This is a genomic window from Paenibacillus paludis (assembly GCF_042610515.1).
Lineage (GTDB): Bacteria > Bacillota > Bacilli > Paenibacillales > Paenibacillaceae > Paenibacillus_AQ.
Window position 1 is genome coordinate 88,879 of record NZ_JBGJZP010000012.1, and the last position, 22,549, is coordinate 111,427.

The 22,549-nt window shown below is 53.4% G+C and carries 18 protein-coding genes and 1 pseudogene; 13 read left to right on the forward strand and 6 right to left on the reverse strand.

Annotated features, from left to right (window positions below; genetic code table 11):
• The first annotated feature begins 90 nt into the window (after positions 1-90).
• The 7 genes from ACAN56_RS21990 (at position 91) to ACAN56_RS22020 (ending at position 9,156) form a co-directional block, all read left to right on the forward strand.
• Positions 91-1,938 carry a DEAD/DEAH box helicase gene (locus ACAN56_RS21990; protein ID WP_379145749.1) on the forward strand — a complete coding sequence of 616 codons (1,848 nt, stop codon included), beginning with the start codon at positions 91-93 and terminating at the stop codon, positions 1,936-1,938.
• A gap of 230 nt (positions 1,939-2,168) precedes the next feature.
• A complete protein-coding gene (locus ACAN56_RS21995) occupies positions 2,169-3,113 on the forward strand; it encodes a M15 family metallopeptidase (RefSeq protein ID WP_379145750.1) in 945 nt (314 codons plus the stop codon).
• Between the two features lie 197 nt (positions 3,114-3,310).
• Entirely contained in the window at positions 3,311-3,649 is a 339-nt protein-coding gene (locus ACAN56_RS22000; RefSeq protein ID WP_076109691.1) for a DUF3243 domain-containing protein, read from the forward strand.
• 199 nt (positions 3,650-3,848) lie between these two features.
• The gene (locus tag ACAN56_RS22005) at positions 3,849-4,871 is read left to right on the forward strand and encodes an LLM class flavin-dependent oxidoreductase (RefSeq protein ID WP_379145752.1); all 1,023 of its coding nucleotides are present in this window, start codon (positions 3,849-3,851) and stop codon (positions 4,869-4,871) included.
• A gap of 133 nt (positions 4,872-5,004) precedes the next feature.
• On the forward strand, positions 5,005-5,481 hold the full coding sequence (locus tag ACAN56_RS22010; RefSeq protein ID WP_379145753.1) for a glutathione peroxidase: 477 nt from the start codon (positions 5,005-5,007) through the stop codon (positions 5,479-5,481).
• A gap of 310 nt (positions 5,482-5,791) precedes the next feature.
• Positions 5,792-7,426: a formate--tetrahydrofolate ligase gene (locus ACAN56_RS22015; protein ID WP_379145754.1), complete on the forward strand. Its 1,635-nt coding sequence runs from the start codon at positions 5,792-5,794 to the stop codon at positions 7,424-7,426.
• Positions 7,427-7,791: 365 nt separating this feature from the next.
• On the forward strand, positions 7,792-9,156 hold the full coding sequence (locus ACAN56_RS22020) for an FAD-dependent oxidoreductase (RefSeq protein WP_379145755.1): 1,365 nt from the start codon (positions 7,792-7,794) through the stop codon (positions 9,154-9,156).
• 175 nt (positions 9,157-9,331) lie between these two features.
• On the opposite strand, the gene ACAN56_RS22025 is transcribed toward ACAN56_RS22020, so the two are convergent.
• Positions 9,332-10,918 (reverse strand): DUF3863 domain-containing protein, encoded by a 1,587-nt coding sequence (locus ACAN56_RS22025; protein WP_379145796.1) that lies wholly within the window; start codon positions 10,916-10,918, stop codon positions 9,332-9,334.
• Between ACAN56_RS22025 and ACAN56_RS22030 the strand changes: the two genes are divergently transcribed.
• Positions 10,896-11,804 carry a serine-rich family protein gene (locus tag ACAN56_RS22030; protein ID WP_379145797.1) on the forward strand — a complete coding sequence of 303 codons (909 nt, stop codon included), beginning with the start codon at positions 10,896-10,898 and terminating at the stop codon, positions 11,802-11,804. The genes ACAN56_RS22025 and ACAN56_RS22030 overlap by 23 nt on opposite strands.
• A gap of 143 nt (positions 11,805-11,947) precedes the next feature.
• Here the strand turns inward: ACAN56_RS22030 and ACAN56_RS22035 are convergent.
• Positions 11,948-12,424, reverse strand: a pseudogene (locus tag ACAN56_RS22035) (S-layer homology domain-containing protein); the annotation flags it as partial.
• 385 nt (positions 12,425-12,809) lie between these two features.
• On the opposite strand from ACAN56_RS22035, the gene ACAN56_RS22040 reads away from it, so the two are divergent.
• From ACAN56_RS22040 to ACAN56_RS22055, 4 genes are all read left to right on the forward strand, one after another.
• Positions 12,810-13,637 carry a formate/nitrite transporter family protein gene (locus ACAN56_RS22040; RefSeq protein ID WP_038597531.1) on the forward strand — a complete coding sequence of 276 codons (828 nt, stop codon included), beginning with the start codon at positions 12,810-12,812 and terminating at the stop codon, positions 13,635-13,637.
• A 474-nt stretch (positions 13,638-14,111) separates the two neighbouring features.
• Positions 14,112-15,329 carry an MFS transporter gene (locus ACAN56_RS22045; protein WP_379145757.1) on the forward strand — a complete coding sequence of 406 codons (1,218 nt, stop codon included), beginning with the start codon at positions 14,112-14,114 and terminating at the stop codon, positions 15,327-15,329.
• A gap of 49 nt (positions 15,330-15,378) precedes the next feature.
• Positions 15,379-15,909 (forward strand): GNAT family N-acetyltransferase, encoded by a 531-nt coding sequence (locus tag ACAN56_RS22050; RefSeq protein WP_379145759.1) that lies wholly within the window; start codon positions 15,379-15,381, stop codon positions 15,907-15,909.
• The gene (locus ACAN56_RS22055) at positions 15,890-16,534 is read left to right on the forward strand and encodes an MOSC domain-containing protein (protein ID WP_379145760.1); all 645 of its coding nucleotides are present in this window, start codon (positions 15,890-15,892) and stop codon (positions 16,532-16,534) included. The genes ACAN56_RS22050 and ACAN56_RS22055 overlap by 20 nt, the downstream gene beginning before the upstream one ends.
• 134 nt (positions 16,535-16,668) lie before the next feature.
• Here the strand turns inward: ACAN56_RS22055 and ACAN56_RS22060 are convergent, their stop codons facing one another.
• Complete coding sequence (locus ACAN56_RS22060) at positions 16,669-17,217, reverse strand: GNAT family N-acetyltransferase (protein ID WP_379145761.1); 549 nt, start codon at positions 17,215-17,217, stop codon at positions 16,669-16,671.
• A gap of 41 nt (positions 17,218-17,258) precedes the next feature.
• Entirely contained in the window at positions 17,259-17,504 is a 246-nt protein-coding gene (locus ACAN56_RS22065; RefSeq protein WP_038597516.1) for a DUF2164 domain-containing protein, read from the reverse strand.
• Positions 17,505-17,709: 205 nt separating this feature from the next.
• Between ACAN56_RS22065 and ACAN56_RS22070 the strand changes: the two genes are divergently transcribed.
• The gene (locus tag ACAN56_RS22070; RefSeq protein WP_379145762.1) at positions 17,710-19,416 is read left to right on the forward strand and encodes a glutamine--tRNA ligase/YqeY domain fusion protein; all 1,707 of its coding nucleotides are present in this window, start codon (positions 17,710-17,712) and stop codon (positions 19,414-19,416) included.
• Positions 19,417-19,533: 117 nt separating this feature from the next.
• Here the strand turns inward: ACAN56_RS22070 and ACAN56_RS22075 are convergent, their stop codons facing one another.
• Positions 19,534-20,754, reverse strand: a complete 1,221-nt coding sequence (locus ACAN56_RS22075) for an MFS transporter (protein ID WP_379145763.1) — start codon at positions 20,752-20,754, stop codon at positions 19,534-19,536.
• A gap of 202 nt (positions 20,755-20,956) precedes the next feature.
• Positions 20,957-22,525, reverse strand: a complete 1,569-nt coding sequence (locus ACAN56_RS22080) for a glycoside hydrolase family 43 protein (RefSeq protein WP_379145764.1) — start codon at positions 22,523-22,525, stop codon at positions 20,957-20,959.
• Positions 22,526-22,549: the final 24 nt, after the last annotated feature.

The window sequence follows — 22,549 nt, forward strand, 5'->3', positions numbered from 1 at the left end:
CTATAAGTTATGCTGCACAGTAAAGCAAATTAGAGAATTAGTGAGGTGGAGAAATTGCCGGGTTTTAAGGAATTAGGAGTTTCTGAATTATTGAATGATTTGCTCAAAGGACAAGGCATTGTAAAACCAACGCCGGTGCAGGAGGAAGCCATTCCGCCGGTGGTGCAGGGTCTGGATGTTATCGCCAGAGCGAAGACGGGAACGGGAAAGACGCTCGCTTTCCTGCTGCCGATTATGGACAAAATCCGGGTGGAGGCGGCTTATCCGCAGGCGCTGATCCTCGCGCCGACGCGTGAGCTGGCCCTGCAAATTACGGAAGAGGCACGCAAGCTGGCACGGCATACGGGTGTGAAGATTCTGGCTGTCTACGGAGGCCAGGATGTAGAGAAGCAGCTTCGCAAGCTGGAGGGCGGAAGACATCTCATTATCGGAACCCCGGGCAGACTGCTTGACCACCTGCGGCGGGAAACGCTGGATCTTGGGGGCGTGAAGATGCTCGTCCTGGATGAAGCAGACCAGATGCTGCATATGGGCTTCCTGGAGGATGTGGAGACGATTATTACGGCTGTTCCTTACCGCCGTCAGACGATGCTCTTCTCCGCCACAATGCCGGATCCGATTAAACGTCTTGCCGCCAACTACATGAAGGAACCGCTGGACATCGTGATCAAGAGCGGCTCGCCGATTCCGCTGGACAATATCCGCCAGCAGGTCGTAGAGTGCTCCGACCGCAACAAAGAAGAAGCGCTGCAGGCGCTGATCGAACGCGACCGCCCGTATTTGGCGATTATCTTCTGCCGGACCAAACGGCGGGTATCGAAGCTGAACGAAGCGCTGCAGGCAGCAGGTTATGACTGCGACGAGCTGCACGGCGATTTGTCCCAGGGCAAACGCGAAGCAGTGATGAAGCGGTTCCGCGATGCGAAGCTGCAGCTGCTGGTAGCTACGGATGTTGCCGCGCGCGGTCTGGACGTTGAAGGGATTACCCATGTCTTCAACTACGACCTGCCGCTGGATGCGGACAGCTACATTCACCGGATCGGCCGGACCGGACGCGCCGGAGGCAAAGGCCTCGCGATCACTTTCTCCTCGCCGCGCGAACGCGCCGGGCTCGAGCTGATCGAGCACGGCATTTCCCAGCGGCTGGACCGTCGCCGCTACGAGAAGGATGAATTCGGCGTAGGCGAATTCACCTCCGTGCAAGGCGGCGGCTCCCCGCGCGGCGGACGCCAGAACGCAGCGCCTGAAGCGGCGCGTGCCGGCCGCGGCGGGCGCGGGCAAGGGCGCAGCGGCGGAGCACCGCGCGCCGAAGCCGGAGCACGGCCGGGCGGCCGCGGCCGCGGCGGCAACAAGGAAGCAGGCAGCTGGGGCGCGCCTGCGGAGAAGATCAGCCGCAATGCAGCGGCTGGAGGCAAGCGCAGCGCCTATGAGGCGGCAGCGCCCAGAGGCGGCGATTCCGCCGGCAAGAGCGCGGCGAAGCCAAGACCGGGCGGCGGCTACGGTGCCTTTGACCCTAGAAGCGCCAGCCCGGCTGCAGCTTACGGGGCAGGCGGCAATGCCGCCGGCGGGCGTGGCGGCAGCAGAACGGCCGCCCCATCCAAAGGCGGCCCGAGCAGCGGCTACAGCTCCAACGTCACCAGAGGAATGGAAGCTGGCGGCTTCAGCTATGGCGCTTCCAAAGGCGCAGGCTCCGGAAGCGGCTATAATCCGGGCGGTGCGCAAGCCAGCCCTAAACACAGAGCCAATGTAGCCCGCAGCAGTGAAGCAGGCGGCTACAATGCGGCAGCTCCCAAAGGTGCGCGCGGCGGCTCCAAGGGCGGCAAAGGCGGGTACAGCTCCGGCGGACGGAACAGCGGCGGCGGTGGCGGTGCATCGCGCGGCGGGCGTGGCAAGAGCTCCGGCGGCGGTTCACGCGGCGGACGCGGCTCATCCAGATAAAGGCGCTCGACAGCTATAGATGAAACTTGTTACCATAGGGCAGTTGGCGTATCCGCCAACGACCTGTGGTAACATTTGTTTTATACGACTGAAACTTTTTTGCCCTTTAGCCTGTCTAATAGATAAATAGAGTGCCAGCTGCAGGAGTGCAGAGAATGAGGCAACTGTTGGTTTCGTACAGACGGATCGGAAGCAGGATGCCAACAAGTATAGGAGGAAACATACATCATATGTCCAAGACCGCCAAAATAGTTATTTTGTTCGTTGTCGTGATTGCGATCGGTTGGGGAATCGGGAAATATACGTCGGCTCCATCCGCTTCAGAGGAAGAAGGAACAGTAGTAAGCGACGGCAGTGCCCTTCAGGGTCAGCCGGATGCAAGTGCAGAACCTTCGCCAGTTGCCAGTGTAAACCCGGACGAGCAGGACCAGGAGACTTCTGGAAACAACACGGGAGCCGAAGGGTCTCCGGCTGCTACGGCTGATCCGGAAGAGAACGATAGCGGGGATACGGCTACCAATCCAACTTCTGTTGTTACAAATAAGCCGGGCACGCCGGACTCAGGCAATAATGTAGCCGAACTGACTGCCGCAGAGCCCGAAAGCATGTCAGTCATGGTCAACAAGCAGTACAAGCTGCCGGATAAGTATAAGCCTTCGGATCTGGTATATCCGAATGTGCGGTTCCTCTTCTCGGAGAAGATTGAGAAGCGGATGATGCGCCGCACTGCAGCTGGTGCGCTTGAGGAAATGTTCGCAGGGGCGAAGAAGGACGGCATACAGCTGGCCGGTGTTTCGGCCTACCGTTCCGAGAAAACCCAGATCAGGCTATTTAACAACTATGTAGACAGAGACGGGGAAGAGAAAGCCCGCACCTACAGCGCAGTTCCCGGCCATAGTGAGCATCAGACGGGCCTGGCGATTGACATTTCCGGCAGTGACGGCAAATGCGCCGCCGAGAGCTGCTTTGCGGGTACGCCTGAAGCTGATTGGCTCGCTAGCCATGCTGCGGAGTACGGATTCATTATCCGTTATCCGGAAGGTAAGCAGTCGATTACCGGTTATAAGTACGAGCCTTGGCATGTCCGCTATGTAGGCAAGGAGATTGCCGCCTCCATTGCAGAGAAAGGTATTACGTTGGAAGAGTACTTTGATGCTGTTCCCGTATCGAATTAACCGGCTGCAAGCCATCTTATTAAAAAGTAGGCTCACTATATGTTTAGCAACAGCTCCATCAGCGGTCCCGGGATAACGGGGCCGCTTTTTTGATTGGCCAATGCGTAACGTCTGCTTCCTGCAATGCTATGGTTCAGCTATGCGGCCGATGGTTAAGTAGTGGGAAACTAATTAGTTTTCATAAGGAGGCGCATCACGTGTCCGAACATAACCATGTGGTAAGCAAGGATGGAAGTGTAACCATGAACCGTGTCAATGACGCCCTGGACCGGATTGAACCTGAGCAGAAAGAGGTTATTCTGAACAATTTTCAGGAGTTTAAAAGCTACTTAAGTAAGCGGATTCATCTTGCCCGAAAAATCGGGCTCAGCGATGAGCAGCTGGCCCTAGCAGCCGAGAAAATCGCTGATTATCTGGCGGCTTATGAAGAGCCCCGCAACAGCGAGGAGAAACTGCTGCTGGAGCTGTGGAAGGTTGGCAGCAAGGAAGAGCGGCATCGTCTGGCGCATATGCTGGTCAAGCTGGTTCAGGAGTAATTCAAAGCTTGCCCACAGGCTGGTTAAGCGGGTGCGCAGCTCTACCGGTGCATGCGCTGGTATATAGCGAGGTAAAGTCCTTCTCCGGTTCGCAGGAGAAGGACTTTTGCTGTTGGGGATAGGTACATAGGGAACGTTCAGGATATAATGGAGGAAGTATCTGGATATCTCAAATCTTATCATTGGAGTGGCTTGGAATATGAAATTAAGCATATTGGATCAGTCTCCGGTCTCCGAGGGCAGCTCCCCCGCCGAGGCCTTGGCCCAAACGTCCATGCTCGCCCGGGAGGCGGAGAGGCTGGGTTATCACCGTTTCTGGGTATCGGAGCATCATGCGGCTCCCGGACTGGCCGGATCCAGCCCGGAAGTACTCATGGCCCACCTGGCTGCTGTGACCTCTTCCATTAGGATTGGCTCCGGTGCCGTTCTGCTTCCGCATTACAGTACCTTTAAAGTGGCTGAGAATTTCCGCGTGCTGGAAGGGCTGTATCCCGGACGGATTGACCTTGGACTGGGCAAGGCAGCGGGAGGTGCGGCTTTGGCTGTGCGCGCCCTGCAAGAGAACCGGTTAGACGACATAAGCCGTTATGAGGAGCAGGTTAAGGATCTCATTGCCTATTTGCACGGCACAGTGGATTCCGGGCACCGTTTTGCCGGACTGCAGGCCACTCCGGCCGTCCGTACAGCGCCGGAAATCTGGCTGCTCGGCTCAAGCAAAGACAGTGCCGAACTCTCCTCGAAGCTAGGGACCGGCTTCGCCTTCGCCCAATTTATTAACGGCAACGGAGGCTCTGAAGCGGTAAGTGCCTACCGGCAGAGCTTCAGGCCGTCTCACGCTGCCGCGAAGCCGCGTGCGCTGGTTTCCGTATTTGCTGTGTGTGCCGAAACCGCTGAAGAGGCAGACCGGCTGGCAACCAGCATGGATCTTTCGCTTGTACTGCTGGAGAAAGGACATGTCTCCACAGGCACGCCTTCCGTAGAAGCCGCGCTCCGCTATAATTTTGCTCCGTATGACCGGTTTCGTATTGAGGAAAACCGCAGGCGGATGGTTGTGGGGGCGCCGGAGGATATCCGGCGCCAGTTCCAGGCTCTTGCCGAACAATATCAATGTGAAGAGATTATGTTTGCAAGTTTTATGCATAGCTTTGAGGACCGGCTGAAATCCCTCCGGCTTATCGCTGAGGCTTGCGGGCTGTCCCCGCGGGGCTCAGACGCTGGATAATAAATAATCTGCTGAGTTTTGTTTTCCGTTTCCGATAAGGTAAGATGGGAAATGAAATGCAAAGTCCCAGTCTGGGCATTTCGCTGCAATACCGGTCATTTATTAACATACACCCGAAAGGAAGGGATGCAGGATGTCTATTTACAGTTTTGCCGGAGTAACGCCTTCCGGTAAAGAAGTGCCGCTTAAGGATTATGAAGGCAAAGTGCTGCTGATCGCCAACACGGCCAGCAAATGCGGACTTACCCCGCAATACGGAGATTTACAGAATCTTTATGAGCAATATGGCGGCCAAGGTCTTGTCGTGCTGGGTTTTCCCTGCAACCAATTTGCCGGCCAGGAGCCGGGAACGAGTGAAGAAGCGGAGGAGTTCTGCCAGATTAATTATGGCGTCAAATTTCCGGTCTTCGCCAAAGTGGATGTCAATGGACCGGATGCAAGCCTGCTCTTTCAATATCTGAAGGGCCAGCAGCCGGGTACAGCCGAGAGCAGTGACATCCAGTGGAACTTCACCAAGTTTCTGGTTGACCGCAGCGGCAAGGTTGTGGCCCGCATCGAGCCGAAGGAATCCCCTGAAACGATGAAGGGACTCATAGAATCTTTGCTGTAAACAGCATTTGCAAACCTGGGCCAAGTCCGGCTTAGTGCAAATTCAGTGTCCTCCCGAAACCCGGTGCAAACCGCATTTTGGGAGGGCTTTTATTTGATTAGCCATAGCTGATCTCCGGTGAAAGCAGGCACTGAAACCTTTGCCACGGCTTGCGCTGTGAAATATACTATGAAAATAATCCTTGACGCTTTTCAGAGACGCTGTATCCTTTGAAGAGAGCAACATCATCGTTGGCCATACATAAAGCACATTAAGCGCATAATGCGCAGTACTAAGCAGGATAATAACGGCAGGAGGGTTTTATAAGGGCATGAGGTTAATAACAGAGGTAGCATCGGCAGCAGGGATTAGTGAAGAGCATCTGGAGCTGTACGGCAAATATAAAAGCAAGCTGGCGCCAACGCTATGGGATGAGCTGAAGCACAAGCCCGATGGCAAGCTGGTTCTGGTTACTGCGGTTAATCCTACACCGGCAGGCGAAGGCAAGACTTTAACAACCATTGGGCTATCCCAGGCGCTGAATGCAGCGGGGGTGAAGACGGTAGCGGCACTGCGCGAGCCTTCGCTGGGGCCATGCCTTGGCATGAAAGGCGGGGCAACCGGCGGAGGCAAGGCACAGATCGTTCCGGCTGATGAGATTAATCTGCACTTTACAGGAGATATTCATGCAGTCACTTCAGCGCATAATCTGCTGTCGGCGATGATCGACAATCATATCTTCCAAGGGAATGTGCTGGGCCTCGATCCGCAGCGCATCGTCTGGAAGCGGGTCATGGATATGAATGACCGCAGTCTGCGCAGCATTGTGACCGGGCTGGGCGACGGCAATGGAACGGTTAGGGAGAGCGGTTTCCAGATTACAACAGCATCGGAGATTATGGCTGTGCTGTGCCTCTGCGATAACCTTGCTGACCTTAAGCTGCGTTTAGGCCGTATGCTGGTCGGCTATGACCAGTTGGGACAGCCGGTAACGGCCAAGGATCTCGGGGCGGTGGAAGCGATGACCGCGCTGCTTAAGGAAGCTGTGAAGCCTAACCTTGTGCAGACACTGGAGGGGACGCCGGTCATTGTGCACGGTGGACCTTTTGCGAATATTGCCCATGGCTGCAGCAGTGTCATCGGGACCCGTTATGCGCTGAAGCTGGGTGACGTGGTTGTAACCGAAGCGGGGTTTGGCGCTGATCTTGGTGCGGAGAAGTTTATGGATATCAAATGCCGTCAGGCCGGGCTTGCCCCTTCTGCAGCTGTGCTGGTTGTGACGGTGAAATCGCTGAAATATAACGGCGGTGTCCGCAAAGAAGAGCTGTATGTAGGCAACCGGGAGGCACTGCTCTCGGGACTGTCCAATATGGAACGCCATATTGAGAATTTAGGCAAATTCGGCGTTCCTGTGCTCGTTGCGCTCAATCACTTTGAAGGTGATGCGCCATCGGAGATTGAAGAGGTGCTGAACGCCTGCAGCCGCCTTGGCGTGCCTGCGGCCGTTTCCAAGGTATGGGCAGAAGGCAGTGCCGGTGGACTCGAGCTGGCAGCGGAGCTGAAGAAACTGCTGGATCGTGAAGATGCAGGGAGTTATACCCCACTGTATGAAGAGAATTTGGATATTCCGTCCAAAATCAATAAAATCGTCACCGAAATTTACCGTGGTGCGGAAGTCGTGTTCTCCCCTGCGGCCAAACGCAGTTTGGCCATCATCGAACGGCTGGGCTTACAGCAGCTTCAGGTGTGCATGGCCAAAACACCGTATTCCTTCTCAGATCAGCCAAGACTGCTGGGTGCGCCGGAAGGTTTCACGATGGGTGTGCGTGATATTACATTGTCGCTGGGCGCAGGTTTCGCTGTTGTGATTACCGGCAATATTGTGACCATGCCGGGGCTCCCGGCCAAGCCGGCCGCCGAAGGGATTTCCGTCGACGAAGACGGTGTAATTCACGGCTTGGAGTAGTCTCTATATCTTTTAGTATGGCCGAAACCCCGGACCCGCTGCGTAATTTTCGCGGGTGCCGGGGTTTTTGCGTGACGGGTTTCCTGGATTGATATTATCCTGCTGCGCTGCGGCTGTTATCCTAGGCTGGCTGCTGCTTCCTGCATTTTTAAGACATAATGTCTTGCCGCCGGGGAAAAGCTAAAGGAAGCCGCAGAGTGCCGAAAAACGGTGCAGTTCATACATTTCAAATGTGAACAATATGAGAAGATGTACCAAAGGGCTTGCAATGTGATATTAATCACAATATAATCAGTATATAAAGTGAAATATATCACAAACAAACAGACAAAAATATGCTTGCCAATTTGGAGGAGGAAGAAATCATGAAAGTAGCAGTCATTGGATGTACCCATGCCGGAACCGCAGCAATTGTTAATACCGCCCAGCTTTACCCGGATGCCGAAATTACGGTGTACGAACGCAATGATAATATTTCCTTCCTGTCGTGCGGCATTGCTCTATATGTCGGCGGAGTGGTTAAAGATCCGCAAGGCTTATTTTATTCTTCGCCTGAGAAGCTCGCTGAACTGGGTGTCAATACAAAGATGCGCCATGAAGTGATCAATGTGGATACAGCCCGCAAAACCTTAAAAGCCCGTAATCTGGCAAACGGCCAGGAATTTGAAGATACGTACGACAAACTCATTATGACTACCGGCTCGTGGCCGATTGTGCCAAAGCTGGAAGGCATGGAGCTGGATGGCATCCTGCTCTCGAAGAACTACAATCACTCCAACACCATTATCGAAAAAGCGCAGCAGGTGGACAGAATCACCGTTGTCGGAGCCGGTTATATCGGTGTCGAGCTGGTGGAGGCTTTTCAAATGAACGGCAAACAGGTTACGCTGATCGATGGTGAGGACCGGATCCTGAGCAAATATCTGGATGAAGAATTCACTACACCGATCCAGCAGACACTGGAGGATCACGGCATCAAGCTGGCGCTCGGTGAGAAGGTCAGCTCGTTTGCCGGAGAGAACGGTAAAGTGACCAAGGTGATCACAAGCAAAGGGGAGCATGAGACCGATCTGGTTATTCTCTGCATCGGGTTCCGTCCGAATACAGAGCTGCTGAAAGGGCAAGTGGATATGCTGCCTAACGGGGCGATTATCGTCAATGATTATATGCAGACCAGCCTCCCGGATGTCTATGCCGCCGGCGACAGCTGTGCGATTCATTATAACCCAACCGGCAAACATGCCTATATTCCGCTGGCTACGAATGCCGTACGTATGGGAACACTGGTAGCGCGCAACCTGGTGGCGAATACGATCCCATACATGGGTACGCAGGGAACATCGGGGATTAAGATTTATGAGGATAACATCGCCGGAACAGGACTGACGGAAGACGCGGCCAAAGCCGAAGGCATGGATATCGAGAGCGTGCTGCTGATCGACAACTACCGTCCGGAGTTTATGCCGACCTTTGAGCAGGTTCAGTTAAAAGTAGTATTTGACCGCGCCACCCGCCGGGTTCTCGGAGCGCAGATTATGTCCAAGATGGATCTGACACAGTCGATCAATACCGTGTCTGTCTGCATCCAGAACAAAATGACGGTGGATCAGCTGGCCTTCATTGATTTCTTCTTCCAGCCGCATTACAACAAGCCGTGGAACTTCCTGAACACTGCTGGCCTTCAGGCATTGCCAAAGAGTGTGACACATAAAGAAACAGTGACGGTATAACAGCTAAGAAAACACGCCCTGTCCAATCCTTCGAAAAGGTTGGCAGGGCGTGTTTTTTTTTAAAAGATAAGAATTTATATGCTTCACGCTATAAATTATCCTTCTATTTCTCGCTGAAACGGATACCGTCCTTTTGAGGACGGCGAAGCCGTTTCCACTTGGCATGGCTTATTGGTCATTGGTAGTCGATATCTTCATGGAAATCAATGACATCCAGCCGGGCACGGATACGTTCGATTTCTGTTGAGGTTAACGGAGCCGCGGGAGTCAGCTTGTAGTTTCTCCCTGTGATGTAGCTTATATCGTCCGCCGCTCCATTGGACGTATATGGAAGCTTGGTAACAGGCGATCTGGAGTAATCGGTGAAGTCAATGATGCTCCAGAGTGGGTCTCCGTCTCTTTTGGCAAGGATAATACGCTCTGTTGCAGTTTCTGTCCACAGATACCTTAAATCCCCCGGAGAATTCTCTCCACTGACCGTAGTGTATCCAGCCCCCCGGAACATCAGAGTGAATTCTGAATGTTCATTGCTGTGGGCTGTTTTTGTTTTGTAGATCTCTGCCAGTCCATGAACACCCAATATTTCAACGCCGGCATCTTTCGGGAACCTGCTGATGAAGTCTTGCCAGGTTGCGAATAGGTTGGGTGACCTCATCACCCAATTGGTACCAATTACCAGTGAGAGGTAATTGACCGTATTTCTGTTCTGAAAAGGATTGTTGAGATACTGAGAGGCCAGATGCAGCTGAGGTTCTGCCTTCGTATCGTTTACAAATGGATCCGCCGGATGCAGTGTCCATCTGGATGCCCCTGTAATATAGCGGGAGCCGATGGGATCAATGCTTAGGGCATTCATAAATACATTGTTACTGTTAGTAGCAGCATCCTGTGCGGGCAGCATCGGATTAGCGGTATGTGCCCAGTATGGCATCAGCGGTGATCCTTCAGCAGACAATTGGCCTACATTATACTGTGTTGCAGCCCAGCCCATAAACGCATCGATCCGGAAGTTGTCTTTTAACCAGGCAGCCTGCTCGGGATTGATGGCATAGGTGGACAGTGACTTGGGACGATACTTGTCAGGAATACTCTCCCATACGGAGCTATCTCCGTTGGTGCCCCCCTGGTGCAGGGAATTGAGCGCATTATATCTGTACATGTACAGCCACGAGTTCATCTCTACAATCCATTGGGCCAGGTTGAAATTATCATTCGGATAGCCGGATGCGATCCCTACCTCATCTCCATATAGATCCACGTAGTTAAGCACCTGTTGCAATTGAGGGCGCTGTGCATCATCGAACACAAATCGGTTGTCCATGGCCCAGGTTACCCGCAAATCGGGATCAATAGTTGCCAGTGTATTCCGCATGGTTTGCATTTCGGCAACTGTTGTAGCGTTTGCTCCTGTATCTTCCAGCAACAAGGATACAGTGAAATAAGCTGTTGAATTGTATTGAGGCGATAGTACCTCAAGCTCGAAGTTGCTGATGATGCTAAAGTCGGCGACCTCGGAACTGAGCAGGATTCGACCATGGATTATAGTTCCAGGCTTCGGGATGTTATAAAAGTTTGCTACCGTCCCATCCTCTGCCAGTACAGAGTAATCATCAGTAACCAGCACTTTGAGGTCTGGCGGCAAATGCTCCGGCATGATTTCGCTTCCGTATACATCCAAGGTCACATAAGCCAGCTTCCAATCCTCCATAGATACATTAAACGAAACGTCAATTGTATCGGTGGTTACCTGTACAGAATCCACTGCCTCATATACTGGCGGCACTGTTGTTGGAGCCGGTGAAGCGGATGGCACCGTTGTTGGAGCCGGTGAGGCCGATGGACCCGGTGAAGCGGATGGCACCGTTGTTGGATCCGGTGAGGCCGATGGACCCGGTGTTGGATCTGGCGAAGCCGATGGCACCGTTGTTGGAGCCTGTGAAGCGGATGGCACCGTTGTTGGATCCGGTGAGGCCGATGGCACCGTTGTTGGAGCCGGTGAAGCGGATGGCACCGGTGTTGGAGCCGGTGAAGCGGATGGCACCGTTGTTGGAACCGGTGAAGCGGATGGCACCGGTGTTGGATTCGGTGAAACCGATGGAACCTTTGGTGGCACCGGTAAAACCGATGGAACCTTTGGTGGAACTGGTGAAGCGGATGGCACCGGTGTTGGATTCGGTGAAGCGGATGGCACCGGTGTTGGATTCGGTGAAGCGGATGGCACCGGTGTTGGATTCGGTGAAGCGGATGGCACCGGTGTTGGAACCTGTGAAGCGGATGGCACCGGTGTTGGAACCTGTGAAGCGGATGGCGCCGATGTTGGAGCCGGTGAAGCGGATGGCACCAGTGTTGGATTCGGTGAAGCCGGTGGCACCGGTGTTAGATCCGGTGAAGCCGATGGACCCGGTGTTGGAGCCGGTGAAGCGGATGGCACCGGCGTTGGATTCGGTGAAGCCGATGGAACCATTGTTGGAGCCGGTGAAGCCGATGGCCCCGGTGTTGGAGCTGGTGAAGCCGATGCAACCGGCGTTGGATTCGGTGAAGCCGATGGAACCATTGTTGGATCCGGTGAAGCGGATGGACCCAGCGTTGGATCCGGTGAAGCCGGTGGAACTGGTGTTACGGGATCTGTAGAAGAAGCGTTTGGATAAGCGATCTCGCTATCTTCTAAAGGTGCGCCTTTGGGGACTTCAGGATAATCAGGCAAGTCACTACCAGGCTCAAGCAAATCTTGTATACGGTTGGCATCCTCAAGCAGAAGACATGCACGAGCAGTTACCATAGCTGCGCTTTGACGGTCAACGGATTGCTTTGGGTTAAACCGCTGATATTCATCTCCTTGGAACAGCCCGAGCTGCTGGGCTGCCCAGACGCTTGTTTGGGCTTCTTCCGAGATAGAGTGACTATCCTTAAACGAAGCCATATCCCCTTGTTTTTGGACCTGGTCATACACTCCAAAGGCCCGGATATACCATACTGCCAAGCTCTCGCGTGTTAATTCACCTCTCCATGCTATTGTCTGGTCTTGTATAATGCCTGCAGACAAAAGCGAGCGTATGGAGGGGATGGCCCAATTCGGTGCCGCTTCCGTTGTTAGCGGATAGTCCGAACTAGGAATGGGAATGGATAATGCCCTTGACATCATGGTGCCCATCTCTGCAATAGAAATCGGCTGATAGGGTCTGAACGTTGCGTTGCCATAGCCTTGAACGATCCCTCTGGAGAACAGCTGTGCAATTTCTTGATGGGCATAGCTGCGCTCAGTATCCACAAATGGAGCGCTATTTGCCCTTGCAGCTGGAGTGACAGCAGCAGTTCCGATTAGGATCAGACATAGCAGTGCCAGGCTGACACGCCTCAGGTTGTCTATCAATATGTATGTGCTTTTTCCTGTGTTTACGGGAACACGATCACCACCTCTTTTACTCCACTATCGGTACAATCGGCCCGAATATTTAGCGTGATATGGGATGTATGGTGAGAAATGTTTTTGTGATTAAGTTAATCTGAATTGTGTAGATAAGGTAAATTTGACATGTCAGTGAAAACTTTCACTTAGTTTTCCTAGACGTGACTTTTATCACGTAAATGTGATTGCGATCACGCTACAATGGCATAAAGGAACAAATTTTAAGTATTAAAAGGGGATAGGAATCATGGCTTATAACAAACCGCAGCAGATTGCCGAGGTAACGGTAGAGAACGGAATCAAGAAGGCTCACAACCCGCTTGCCACCGTACTTATTCTCGGTTTTCTGGGGGGAGCGTTTATTGCGCTCGGATTTTTACTGGATATTCGTGTCATTGCCGGTGCTCCGGCGGAATGGGGCTCCATCGCAAACTTTATCGGGGCATCGGTGTTCCCGGTAGGACTGATCCTGGTGCTGCTGGCCGGCGGGGAACTGCTGACAGGCAATATGATGGCCGTGCCGCTGGCATTTATTGCGAAGAAGATTTCCTTCTGGGAAGTCATCAAGAACCTTGTACTGATCACGCTCAGCAACCTGGCAGGCGCGTTGTTCGTTGCTTATTTCTTCGGCCACGTTGTCGGCCTCACCGCAGACGGAGTGTATCTCGATAAACTGGTCGATATGGCTGAACATAAGATTGATGCAACCTTCCTGCAGGCCTTTGTCTCCGGGATCGGCTGTAACTGGCTGGTAGCTCTGGCCGTGTGGCTCTCTTACGGGGCGGATAATTTCAGCGGCAAAATCCTCGGTATCTGGTTCCCAACCATGGCATTTGTGGCCATCGGATTCCAGCACGTTGTAGCCAACATGTTTCTTATTCCTGCTGCTATATTTGAGGGGCATTTTACCTGGGCACAATATTTCGGCAACTTTGCCCCGGTATGGCTGGGCAACCTTACGGGCGGAGCCATCTTCGTAGCCGCAGCCTATTATATGGCTTACCTTCGCAAAGGGCCGGCGGCTGTGCAATCCGTAGAGGGTGTATCCTCTGTCGGGGTGAAGAAACACGCTTAATTCTTACTAATTAAATGCAGTCTTAAACGGCAATAGACACTCCTTGTAACCTTCTCTCTTCCAGCTAACGGCTCAAGAGGGAAGGTTCTCGGGGTGTTTTTTTGTGAGGTGAAATAGGGGCGCACAACACAAAATTCGCCGTGCATATCCGACTCGGGGGAACGAAATCGGGCTCACGGCGAATTAATAGGGAGTGTTTCATATGCTCTATTACCCGGGCAAACGAAGAACGAATCAGTCCCTGTTCAGCAATTTTATTTACGCATGGTGGCAGCAGTTATAAAATATAAAGATCCGATTGGACAGGCTTTTTACTGCTGAGGCTGTCCACAGGTTTTGGTCAAGAATCATGAGGGATATTGTGTTTGAGTGACGCGATAATGCGTCAGTGTGAATGCTTGCTCTTCGTCCTGTTTTGGGATGATACTGGATGAAATTAATGACACATATATTACAGGGGTTGAAAGACAAGTCATGAGGTTTTTACAAGCTTATCCAAAGGAAGTCAAAGTATTCCTGATTGCCAGTCTTATTAATGCAACAGGCAGCGCACTAATGTGGCCGCTTGTCACGATGTATGTATTTGATGAACTGGGCCGCAGTATGACAGATGCCGCACTCGTTATTGTTATTCAATCCCTCGGAGGCATATTCGGACAACTGCTGGGTGGATCACTCTATCATAAAGTTGGTGTCAAACGCCTGATCGTCGGTGCGCTGGCCATGAATGCCCTGGCCTTGTTTACCTTGCCGGCGGCAAGCGTGAACTGGAACATGTTCATGCTGGTGATGGGACTGGTGGGTCTGTTCAATTCGTTGTCATTGCCGGCCATTCAGGCCTTTATAGGTTTCCGCTTCGCAGAACAGCGCGGAGAGCTTTTTAATGTAATTTATGTCGCCAATAATATTGGGGTAGCGCTGGGCACGATGCTGGCCGGTTTTCTGGCCGATATTTCCTATCTGTTGAGTTTCGTGCTTAATGGGCTGACCTCAGCGGTGTTTGCCGCATTTTTCTTTGTGTATTTGCGGAAGGTTGGCACAGAGCCGGCCCATGCCGAGCCGCATAGGAGAAACGGCCCCGGAGAGCTGTCGAACTGGAAGCTTATAGGCCACACCCGAATCTATCTGTATATGGCCTTAGGTTCGATGTTTTTATTGATCGGCAACTCGATCTGGAATACGGGAGTTTCTCCGTTTATTATTTCGGAAGGCTGGGCTAAGAGCACCTACAGCCTTCTTTGGACGCTCAACGGGATTCTGATCTTTGCCGCGCAGCCGCTGGTAAGTTTGATCAAACGCTGGTTCGCGGAGACCTCGACGGCGCAGATGACGGCAAGCGCTGTTTTTTACCTGAGTGGATATGCAGTGATCTTGTTAATGCCAAGCTATCCCGGCCTGGTGCTGGCGATGTTGCTGACCACGCTGGGAGAGATGCTTATTTCTCCGGCGATGCCTTCATTTATTTCCGATCATGCGGACCGCAGTGCGCCCTTCTATCTCGGGCTTAGCGGTGGGATCGGCGCGGTTGGCAGAGTTCTCGGCCCCTATATGATGGGCAGCCTGTATGACCGGGGAGGCATTGCGCCGACAGGCTGGCTGGCTTGCGGAATGGCGTTGCTGGCGGTAGGATTCTTCGCGGTCCATGCCTTCATCAACCGTTCTGGCCGTGCACTGGAACAAAATGGGGTATAATGGTCTGTAGAAGAATCACTTAAAGGTAAGTCAAGGAGTGCAAAGAGCTATGCAACAAATTATTAGAGGCTCGCTCACGATTCGTCCCTCGGAGTTAAAGGATACCCGTGAGCTGATTATTCTCGATAACATGATTTGGACGGAGGAGACCACACCGGGTCCATTAATGTGGTGTTCGCGTGAGGATTATCTGCTCCATGCCCCTCCCGGTTCCCAGCTTGTAGCTTTGCAGGAAGGAGAACTATGCGGGTATGTCGGTTTCGGCTGTCCCAGCGGGATGGTGAGCAACCGCCATGTGTGCGAGGTGAACATCGCTGTCCATCCGAAGTTCCAGCGGCTTGGCATCGGCGGACAGCTGATCGAGGCGATCAAGCAGCATGCCGGAGAGAACGGGATACGCAAACTCCGCTTGCGGGTGCTGTCCAGCAATATTCCTGCGCTCTCGTTCTACCGGAAATGCGGATTTGAGGAAGAGGGCCGGCTCAGGGAAGAGTTTTATCTTGGCGGACATTATGTAGATGAGGTATTTATGAGCTGCATGCTGACTGGAGGGAAGGGAAATGGAAGTCATTTCGCTTAATGTGGGCAAACCTGTAACGGTAGATTACCGTGGTAAGCCGCTGGAAACGGGGATTTATAAAATGCCGGCGGCTGGACCGGTACAGCTTCATCTTGAGGGATTCGCCGGTGACGGGCAAGCGGACCTGGTGAACCATGGGGGGCCGGACAAAGCGGTCTGTGTGTATCCGATTGAGCATTATGCCTTTTGGGAGGAGCTGCTCGGGAAGAAACTGGAGTTCTCCGCCTTCGGCGAGAATATCACAGTCAGCGGGCTGCTGGAGACCGAGGTCTGCATCGGTGATGTGTATGAGATCGGTTCGACTCTGCTGCAGGTCAGCCAGCCGCGGTTTCCTTGCTTTAAGCTCTCGCAGAAGCATGGCCCGGCTGATATGCCAGCCAAAGTGCTAGCTACCGGATACAGCGGATTTTATTTCCGTGTACTGCGTGAAGGTCAGATTACAGCCGGTGATCGAATCGTCAAGAAGGAATCCGGTGCGGGAGGCTACCCTGTAAAGCGGGTGCTCTATCTGATGGAACATGGCCGTAAGGACAAGAACGGTCTGGCTGAGCTATCGGAACTGGACACCTTGGCGTCGGGAACCCGGATGAAGTTCCGGAGCTGGCTTGAGGCTGCGGAGAGCTAACGATTGCTGATATCCAAAATCGGTGAATTTGATGGTATGCCAAGTCCCCCCGGACACCTGTTACGGGGGGCTTGGTTTGTTATAAAAGATCTAAAATTCCGTTACATCCGGCCGGGTTGTATATGTCCCACTGTTTAGCTCAGCAGCTTCCATTCACTGCGCAGCAGGCCGTATACCGCATGATTCACATAGCCCTCGGGCAGCTTCTCCGCCTGGCGCAGAACCCCTTCGAATACGAAACCCAGCCGCTCGGGAATCGCTCGGCTGGGCCTGTTGCCCGTGGCGCAGCGGATTTCAATGCGGTTCAGCTCCATTTCCAGCAGCGCATAATCTACGAAAACCCGGCAGGCGCTGGTCATGTAGCCTTTGCCTTCATATCCTTCGCCAAGCCAATAGCCGATTCCGACGGAGCGGCTCTGCCAGTCTATCTCATGATAGCCGATAATGCCGGCCAGTTCTCCCCGGACCCACAGTCCGGCGGTGAAGCCGCCGTTGTCGCTGCCCTGCTTGACGGCATTTTTGATAAATGTGGCGATGTGGTCCTGCTCGGTGACTCCGTCAACCCAAGGCAGCCACTGCCTGAGCCTGCTCCGCGAGCGCTCTACCAGCGCGAACATGTGGCGGGCCTGCTCCGGCATCAACAGTTTCAGCACAAGCTCTTCATCAATGACATAATTAAACAAGCGGCTACCTCCCTCTGTGCCACTAGGGCCGGATGTACTGATTAACGCTTCTTCCATTCCAGAGCGTAAATATCTTCTTCCAGCGACTGCATCCGCTGTCCTACAAGGGCGCGGCAATCGCTCAGCGCTCCATTGTATAGGGCAGGTCCTAGCTCCTTGAGGAAGAAATCCAGCAAATTGTCGGCTGCGAGATGGCCGATGGTCTCTCCGCGTTCGGCTTCGAAGTAAGTGCGGATGTTCTCTGTAATAATGTCGCGCTGCTCTTTAGGCAGTTTCATCGGTTTCATAAGAATGAGTCCCCCATTGTTAAGTTATTCGTTAATCATGCCTTATAATTTCCATGCTACTCTATCGCCGGGAGAGAAGTCAAAGCGTCCGGCAAGGCTGAGTGAGTCACCCATTTTATTGAACATTCTACGGTTAACGGGTATATTAGTAGGAAACATGTTCATACAAGGAAGTAGAACAATACAGAACGAGAGGTTGATAGCTGTGGAGAACCGTGGAACACCCTCCAATTTTATTAAGAATGTCATTACTGAAGATCTGAGCTCGGGGAAGGTTAAGGAGATCGTCACCCGTTTTCCGCCGGAGCCGAACGGTTACTTACATATCGGACATGCCAAGGCGATCTGGATTAACTTTACGCTGGCTGATGAATTTGGCGGAAAGACCAATCTGAGATTTGACGACACCAATCCGCTTAAAGAGGATACAGAATATGTGAATTCCATTCAAGAGGATGTACAGTGGCTCGGCTATGAATGGGATGAACTGCGTTTTGCCTCCGATTATTTCGGAGAAATGTACGAGCGGGCAGAACTGCTTATCCAAAAAGGCAAAGCCTATGTCGATGACCTCAGCGCCGACGAAATCCGCCAGCTGCGCGGTACGTTGACCCAGCCGGGGCAGAACAGCCCTCACCGTGAGCGCGGAATCGAAGAGAACCTGGATCTGTTCCGCCGCATGCGGGCAGGGGAATTCAAGGACGGCGAAAAGGTGCTCCGTGCCAAAATTGACATGTCCTCGCCGAATATCAACCTGCGCGATCCGGTCATTTACCGTATTTCCCACTCGCATCATCATAATACCGGCGATGCATGGTGCATCTATCCGATGTATACCTTTGCACATCCGCTGGAAGATGCTATTGAGAGTGTAACCCACTCCCTCTGCTCATTGGAATTTGAAGATCAGCGCCCGTTCTATGATTGGGTGGTAGCAGAATGCGAGATGCCGGCTGTGCCGCATCAGTATGAATTCGGCCGGCTCAACCTGGCCCAGACGGTAACGAGCAAGCGCAAGCTGAAACTGCTGGTGGACGAAGGCCATGTGGACGGCTGGGATGATCCCCGTATGCCGACGATTTCCGGGCTGCGCCGCCGCGGGTACACTCCGGAAGCGATCCGCAGCTTTGTGTACGAAACAGGCATTTCCAAAAGCCAGGGTCTGGTGGACCTGCAAATGCTGGAGCATTTCATCCGTGAAGACCTGAAGCTGACCGTTCCCCGGACGATGGCCGTGCTGCGGCCGCTGAAAGTGGTCATTACCAACTATCCGGAAGGTCAGACCGAATACTTCGAGATTGAGAACAATGTGGAGAATCCGGAAATGGGTAACCGGCAGATTCCGTTTTCCCGTGAAATCTACATTGAGCGCGATGACTTCATGGAGATTCCGCCGAACAAATATTTCCGTCTCTTTCCCGGCAACGAAGTGCGCTTGAAGAACGCCTATTTCATTAAGTGTAACGAGTTCATCAAGGATGAGAATGGCGAGGTTGTGGAGCTGCACTGCACGTATGATCCCGAGACGAAGAGCGGCAGCGGATTTACCGGCCGCAAGGTCAAGGGAACACTGCACTGGGTGGATGCCAGCCAGGCAGTACCGGCGGAATTCCGCCTCTATGAGCCGCTGATTTCCGCTGAAGAAGCGGATGCGGAGGCTGAGATTGAAGGAATGGAGCCTGTGGCCGACAAACCGGAGCCGAGTTTCCTCGATCAGCTGAACCCGCAATCCATTGAGATTCTGCAGGGCTTTGTGGAGCCGGGTCTGAAGGACAGCGTGCCGCAGGACAAGTTCCAATTCTTCCGCCATGGCTATTTTAACGTGGACAGCAAATACTCCGCGCCGGGACATCTCGTGTTCAATCTTGTGGTATCCCTCAAAAGCTCATTCCAGCCGCCTAAGCAGGGCTAATTCATAGAATTGTAATCTGGCAGGCTAACATAAAAGCAGGCTTGGCTTCCTTATCGGGAAGTCCAAGCCTGCTTTTGTGTTATGTCCTATAGGGTGTATCCGCTGCTTATGAGACTATTACTCGTGGCCCGCCAGCTCTTCCTCCTGCTCCGCCGGGTTCAGGTAGTCGCCGCGGCTGACGAACAGCCACATTAAGCCGAAGCCAAGCGTTCCAATGAACGAGAGGAATACACCGGACTGGTACATGCTCTGGGCCCCGAGAGTCTGATACAGCCAACCGCCGAGGACACCGCCCAGAATGCCGGAAATGCCGCTCCAGGTCAGAGTGTAGAGGGCTTGTCCAGAGGAACGGTAGGGGCGTGGGACCAGCAGCATGGTCAGCTGCGTTCCCACATAGAAGAAGCCGCCAAACGTAATGCAGTGCAGAATTTGAATAAAAGCTACCTGAAGCGGTGTTGTCGCACCGGCCATCAGCCACCAGCGCAGGACAAATAAGACGCTCACGAGTGCCAGCCAGCCCAGCAGCACCGAGACTTTGCGTTTCAGGAAACGGTCGCACAGCAGCAGCACTCCCACCTCCAGGATAGAGGAGAGGAATACGGCAAGGCCGATCATTGTTTTGCTGCCCCCAAGCTCTGTAATGTAGAGCGACACGAAGGTATTGTTCATCGTATTGGGGATGGAGACCAGAATGCCGAAGAAGATAAAACATAGAAAAAACGGATTATAGAAGATTTTCTGGAAGCCCCTGAACGGCAATGGCGCAACGCCTATGGAATGATCGAGCCTCGGCAGGGCAACCAGCGAGAGCATGGCCGCGCAGAGCAGTGCAGCAAAGAGATAAGACAAGATAGATACGCCGGCCCACTCAATAACGGGCCCGGCCAGGATCGCGGTCAGCGCCCATCCGAGTGAGCCCCAGAGCCGGAAAGAGCCGAACTTGTGATTCGTGCCGTCAATATAGCTAAGAATCATCGTGTTGCTCTGGGCGAACAGCGGACCCTGGAAGAAATAGAAGAAAAGGATGGAAACATAAATCATTTCATATGTATGCGCCTGAAATACAAGCTGAGACAATACCAGTGTTCCCGTCAGCATGACGAGGACAATCCGCCGCATATTCTGATAACGGTCACTCCATATGCCCCAGAAAGGATTGGCAATAATTGAAACGAGTGCGCCTACCGACATTAAGCTCCCGATCTCCAACTTATTCATCCCTACATCCTGCAGATATAGTGGGAAGAAGCTGGTGAAGAGGACCACGGTTCCATATACGAAGAAATTGAACCATTTCAGAGAGCTGAAGGATGGATGCTTATTAAGGTACTCCCGCAAATTGGGCACTCCTTTCCCGCCAGATGTCTTGCATTCCTTGCTTCAGCCTTAAAATAGGCCGTTTCTAACACTGTAACACTTGTTGAAAAGGGATACAAACCAAGTTTTGAATGATTTTCCATCCAGCTGTCTAATTTCTGCTCCCGCCAGCTTTTTAAGTGGAAAAAAGCCGATATCCTGGGATATCGGCGAAGAATTTAGCTTAGATATGGAAATGGTCAAAGTCCGCAAAGCCCCCGGACTGGACCGGGGCAAAGGAGGCTGCGAACAGGCCAACTTTGGCTCCGACCCACCGTCCTTCAGCAATCGTGAACGGCTCACCGAAATCGGTGTATTGTGAACCGTCCTGGCTGAAGCTGAACCGGCAAAGGCAATCTTCCCCCAAGCTGAACCTTAAGTGCAGGCTGTCTGCACCGGTGAGTATCTCAGCTTTTTTAATATCCCCGGCTTCCGTGAGGTTCTCTGTAACACTACGGCTCTCATACTGGGTCAGCCGGAGCGCTCCGTCCTGGTCCATAGACAAGGCCAGATAGAAGGCCCGCTGTCCCAAGACCACGAGGCCCGCCCGTTCTTCGGAGGTGGCAAAGCTGGGCGTAATCTGTGCGGCTGCCGAGAAAACGGGAGCGGCGAACTTCTGCATGAGCAGCTGCGGGGCGTCATAAAGAGTGCGGCAGTCCTCTGGAAGTGCTGCGGCATACAGTCTCAAGCCGCCCCAGGGATTCAGGCTGTACCAGCCGGTGGCCGGATTGGCCTGCCACTGCCATTGCAGGCCGAGCGACGGTCCGCGGAAGTCATCTGCAGTTTGGGGAACGGCAATTTCTCCGGCGGCACGGATATTGGGCTTGCTCCAGAGCTCTACCGGCTCTCCGATGTCCTGCCCGGGTGCAAGCCGGCCCATCAGCGGCCAATCCTCCTGCCATTCCATGGGCTGCAAATGGACGATCCGCCCGTGGGCGCCTTTATCCTGGAAATGAATAAACCAGGACTCGCCGGACGCAAGCTCAACCCATCCTCCCTGATGCGGGCCGTTCACCGCGGTATCCCCTTGATGCAGCACGATTTTATCCTTATAAGGCCCTTCGATGGCGGTGGAGCGGAAGACCGCCTGCCAGCCTGTGGGCACTCCGCCCGCGGGGGCAAAGATATAATAATAGCCATTTCTTTTGTACAGCTTCGGACCTTCCAGTGTAGGATGCTTTACTGTGCCGTCGATGATAATCCGGCCTTCATCCAGCAGGCTTCTGCCGTCCGGGGACATCCTGCAGAGGCTCAGAATATGCTTCAGGCCGGAACGGCTATGGGCAAAGGCATGGACCAGATAGGCCTGCCCGTCTTCATCCCAGAAAGGACAAGGGTCGATCCAGCCTTTGGCGGCCTTCACCAGATGCGGTGGTTCCCAGGCACCAAACGGGTTATCCGTCTTGGTCATGAAGATGCCTTCGTCGGGTGTTGCGTAGAAGATCCAGAACTGCCCGTCATGAAAGCGCAGGCTGGGCGCCCACACGCCTTTGCCGTGCTGCACCCGCTCATAGCCGGGAAGCTCCAGCTGCGGCAGCGCATGATTGACGATGCTCCAGTTGACCAGATCACGGGAGTGAAGGATCGGCAGACCCGGTGTATGCGCAAAGCTGGAGGCGGTCATAAAGAAATCATCGCCTGCACGGATAACATCGGGATCAGAGTAATCGGCATAGATGATCGGATTTCTGTAAGTCCCGTCTCCCTGGTCGGGAATCCAGCGTCCGGAACCTGTAACAGCATGAGTATTCATTCCAGCCCTCCCATTCGCGGCGGC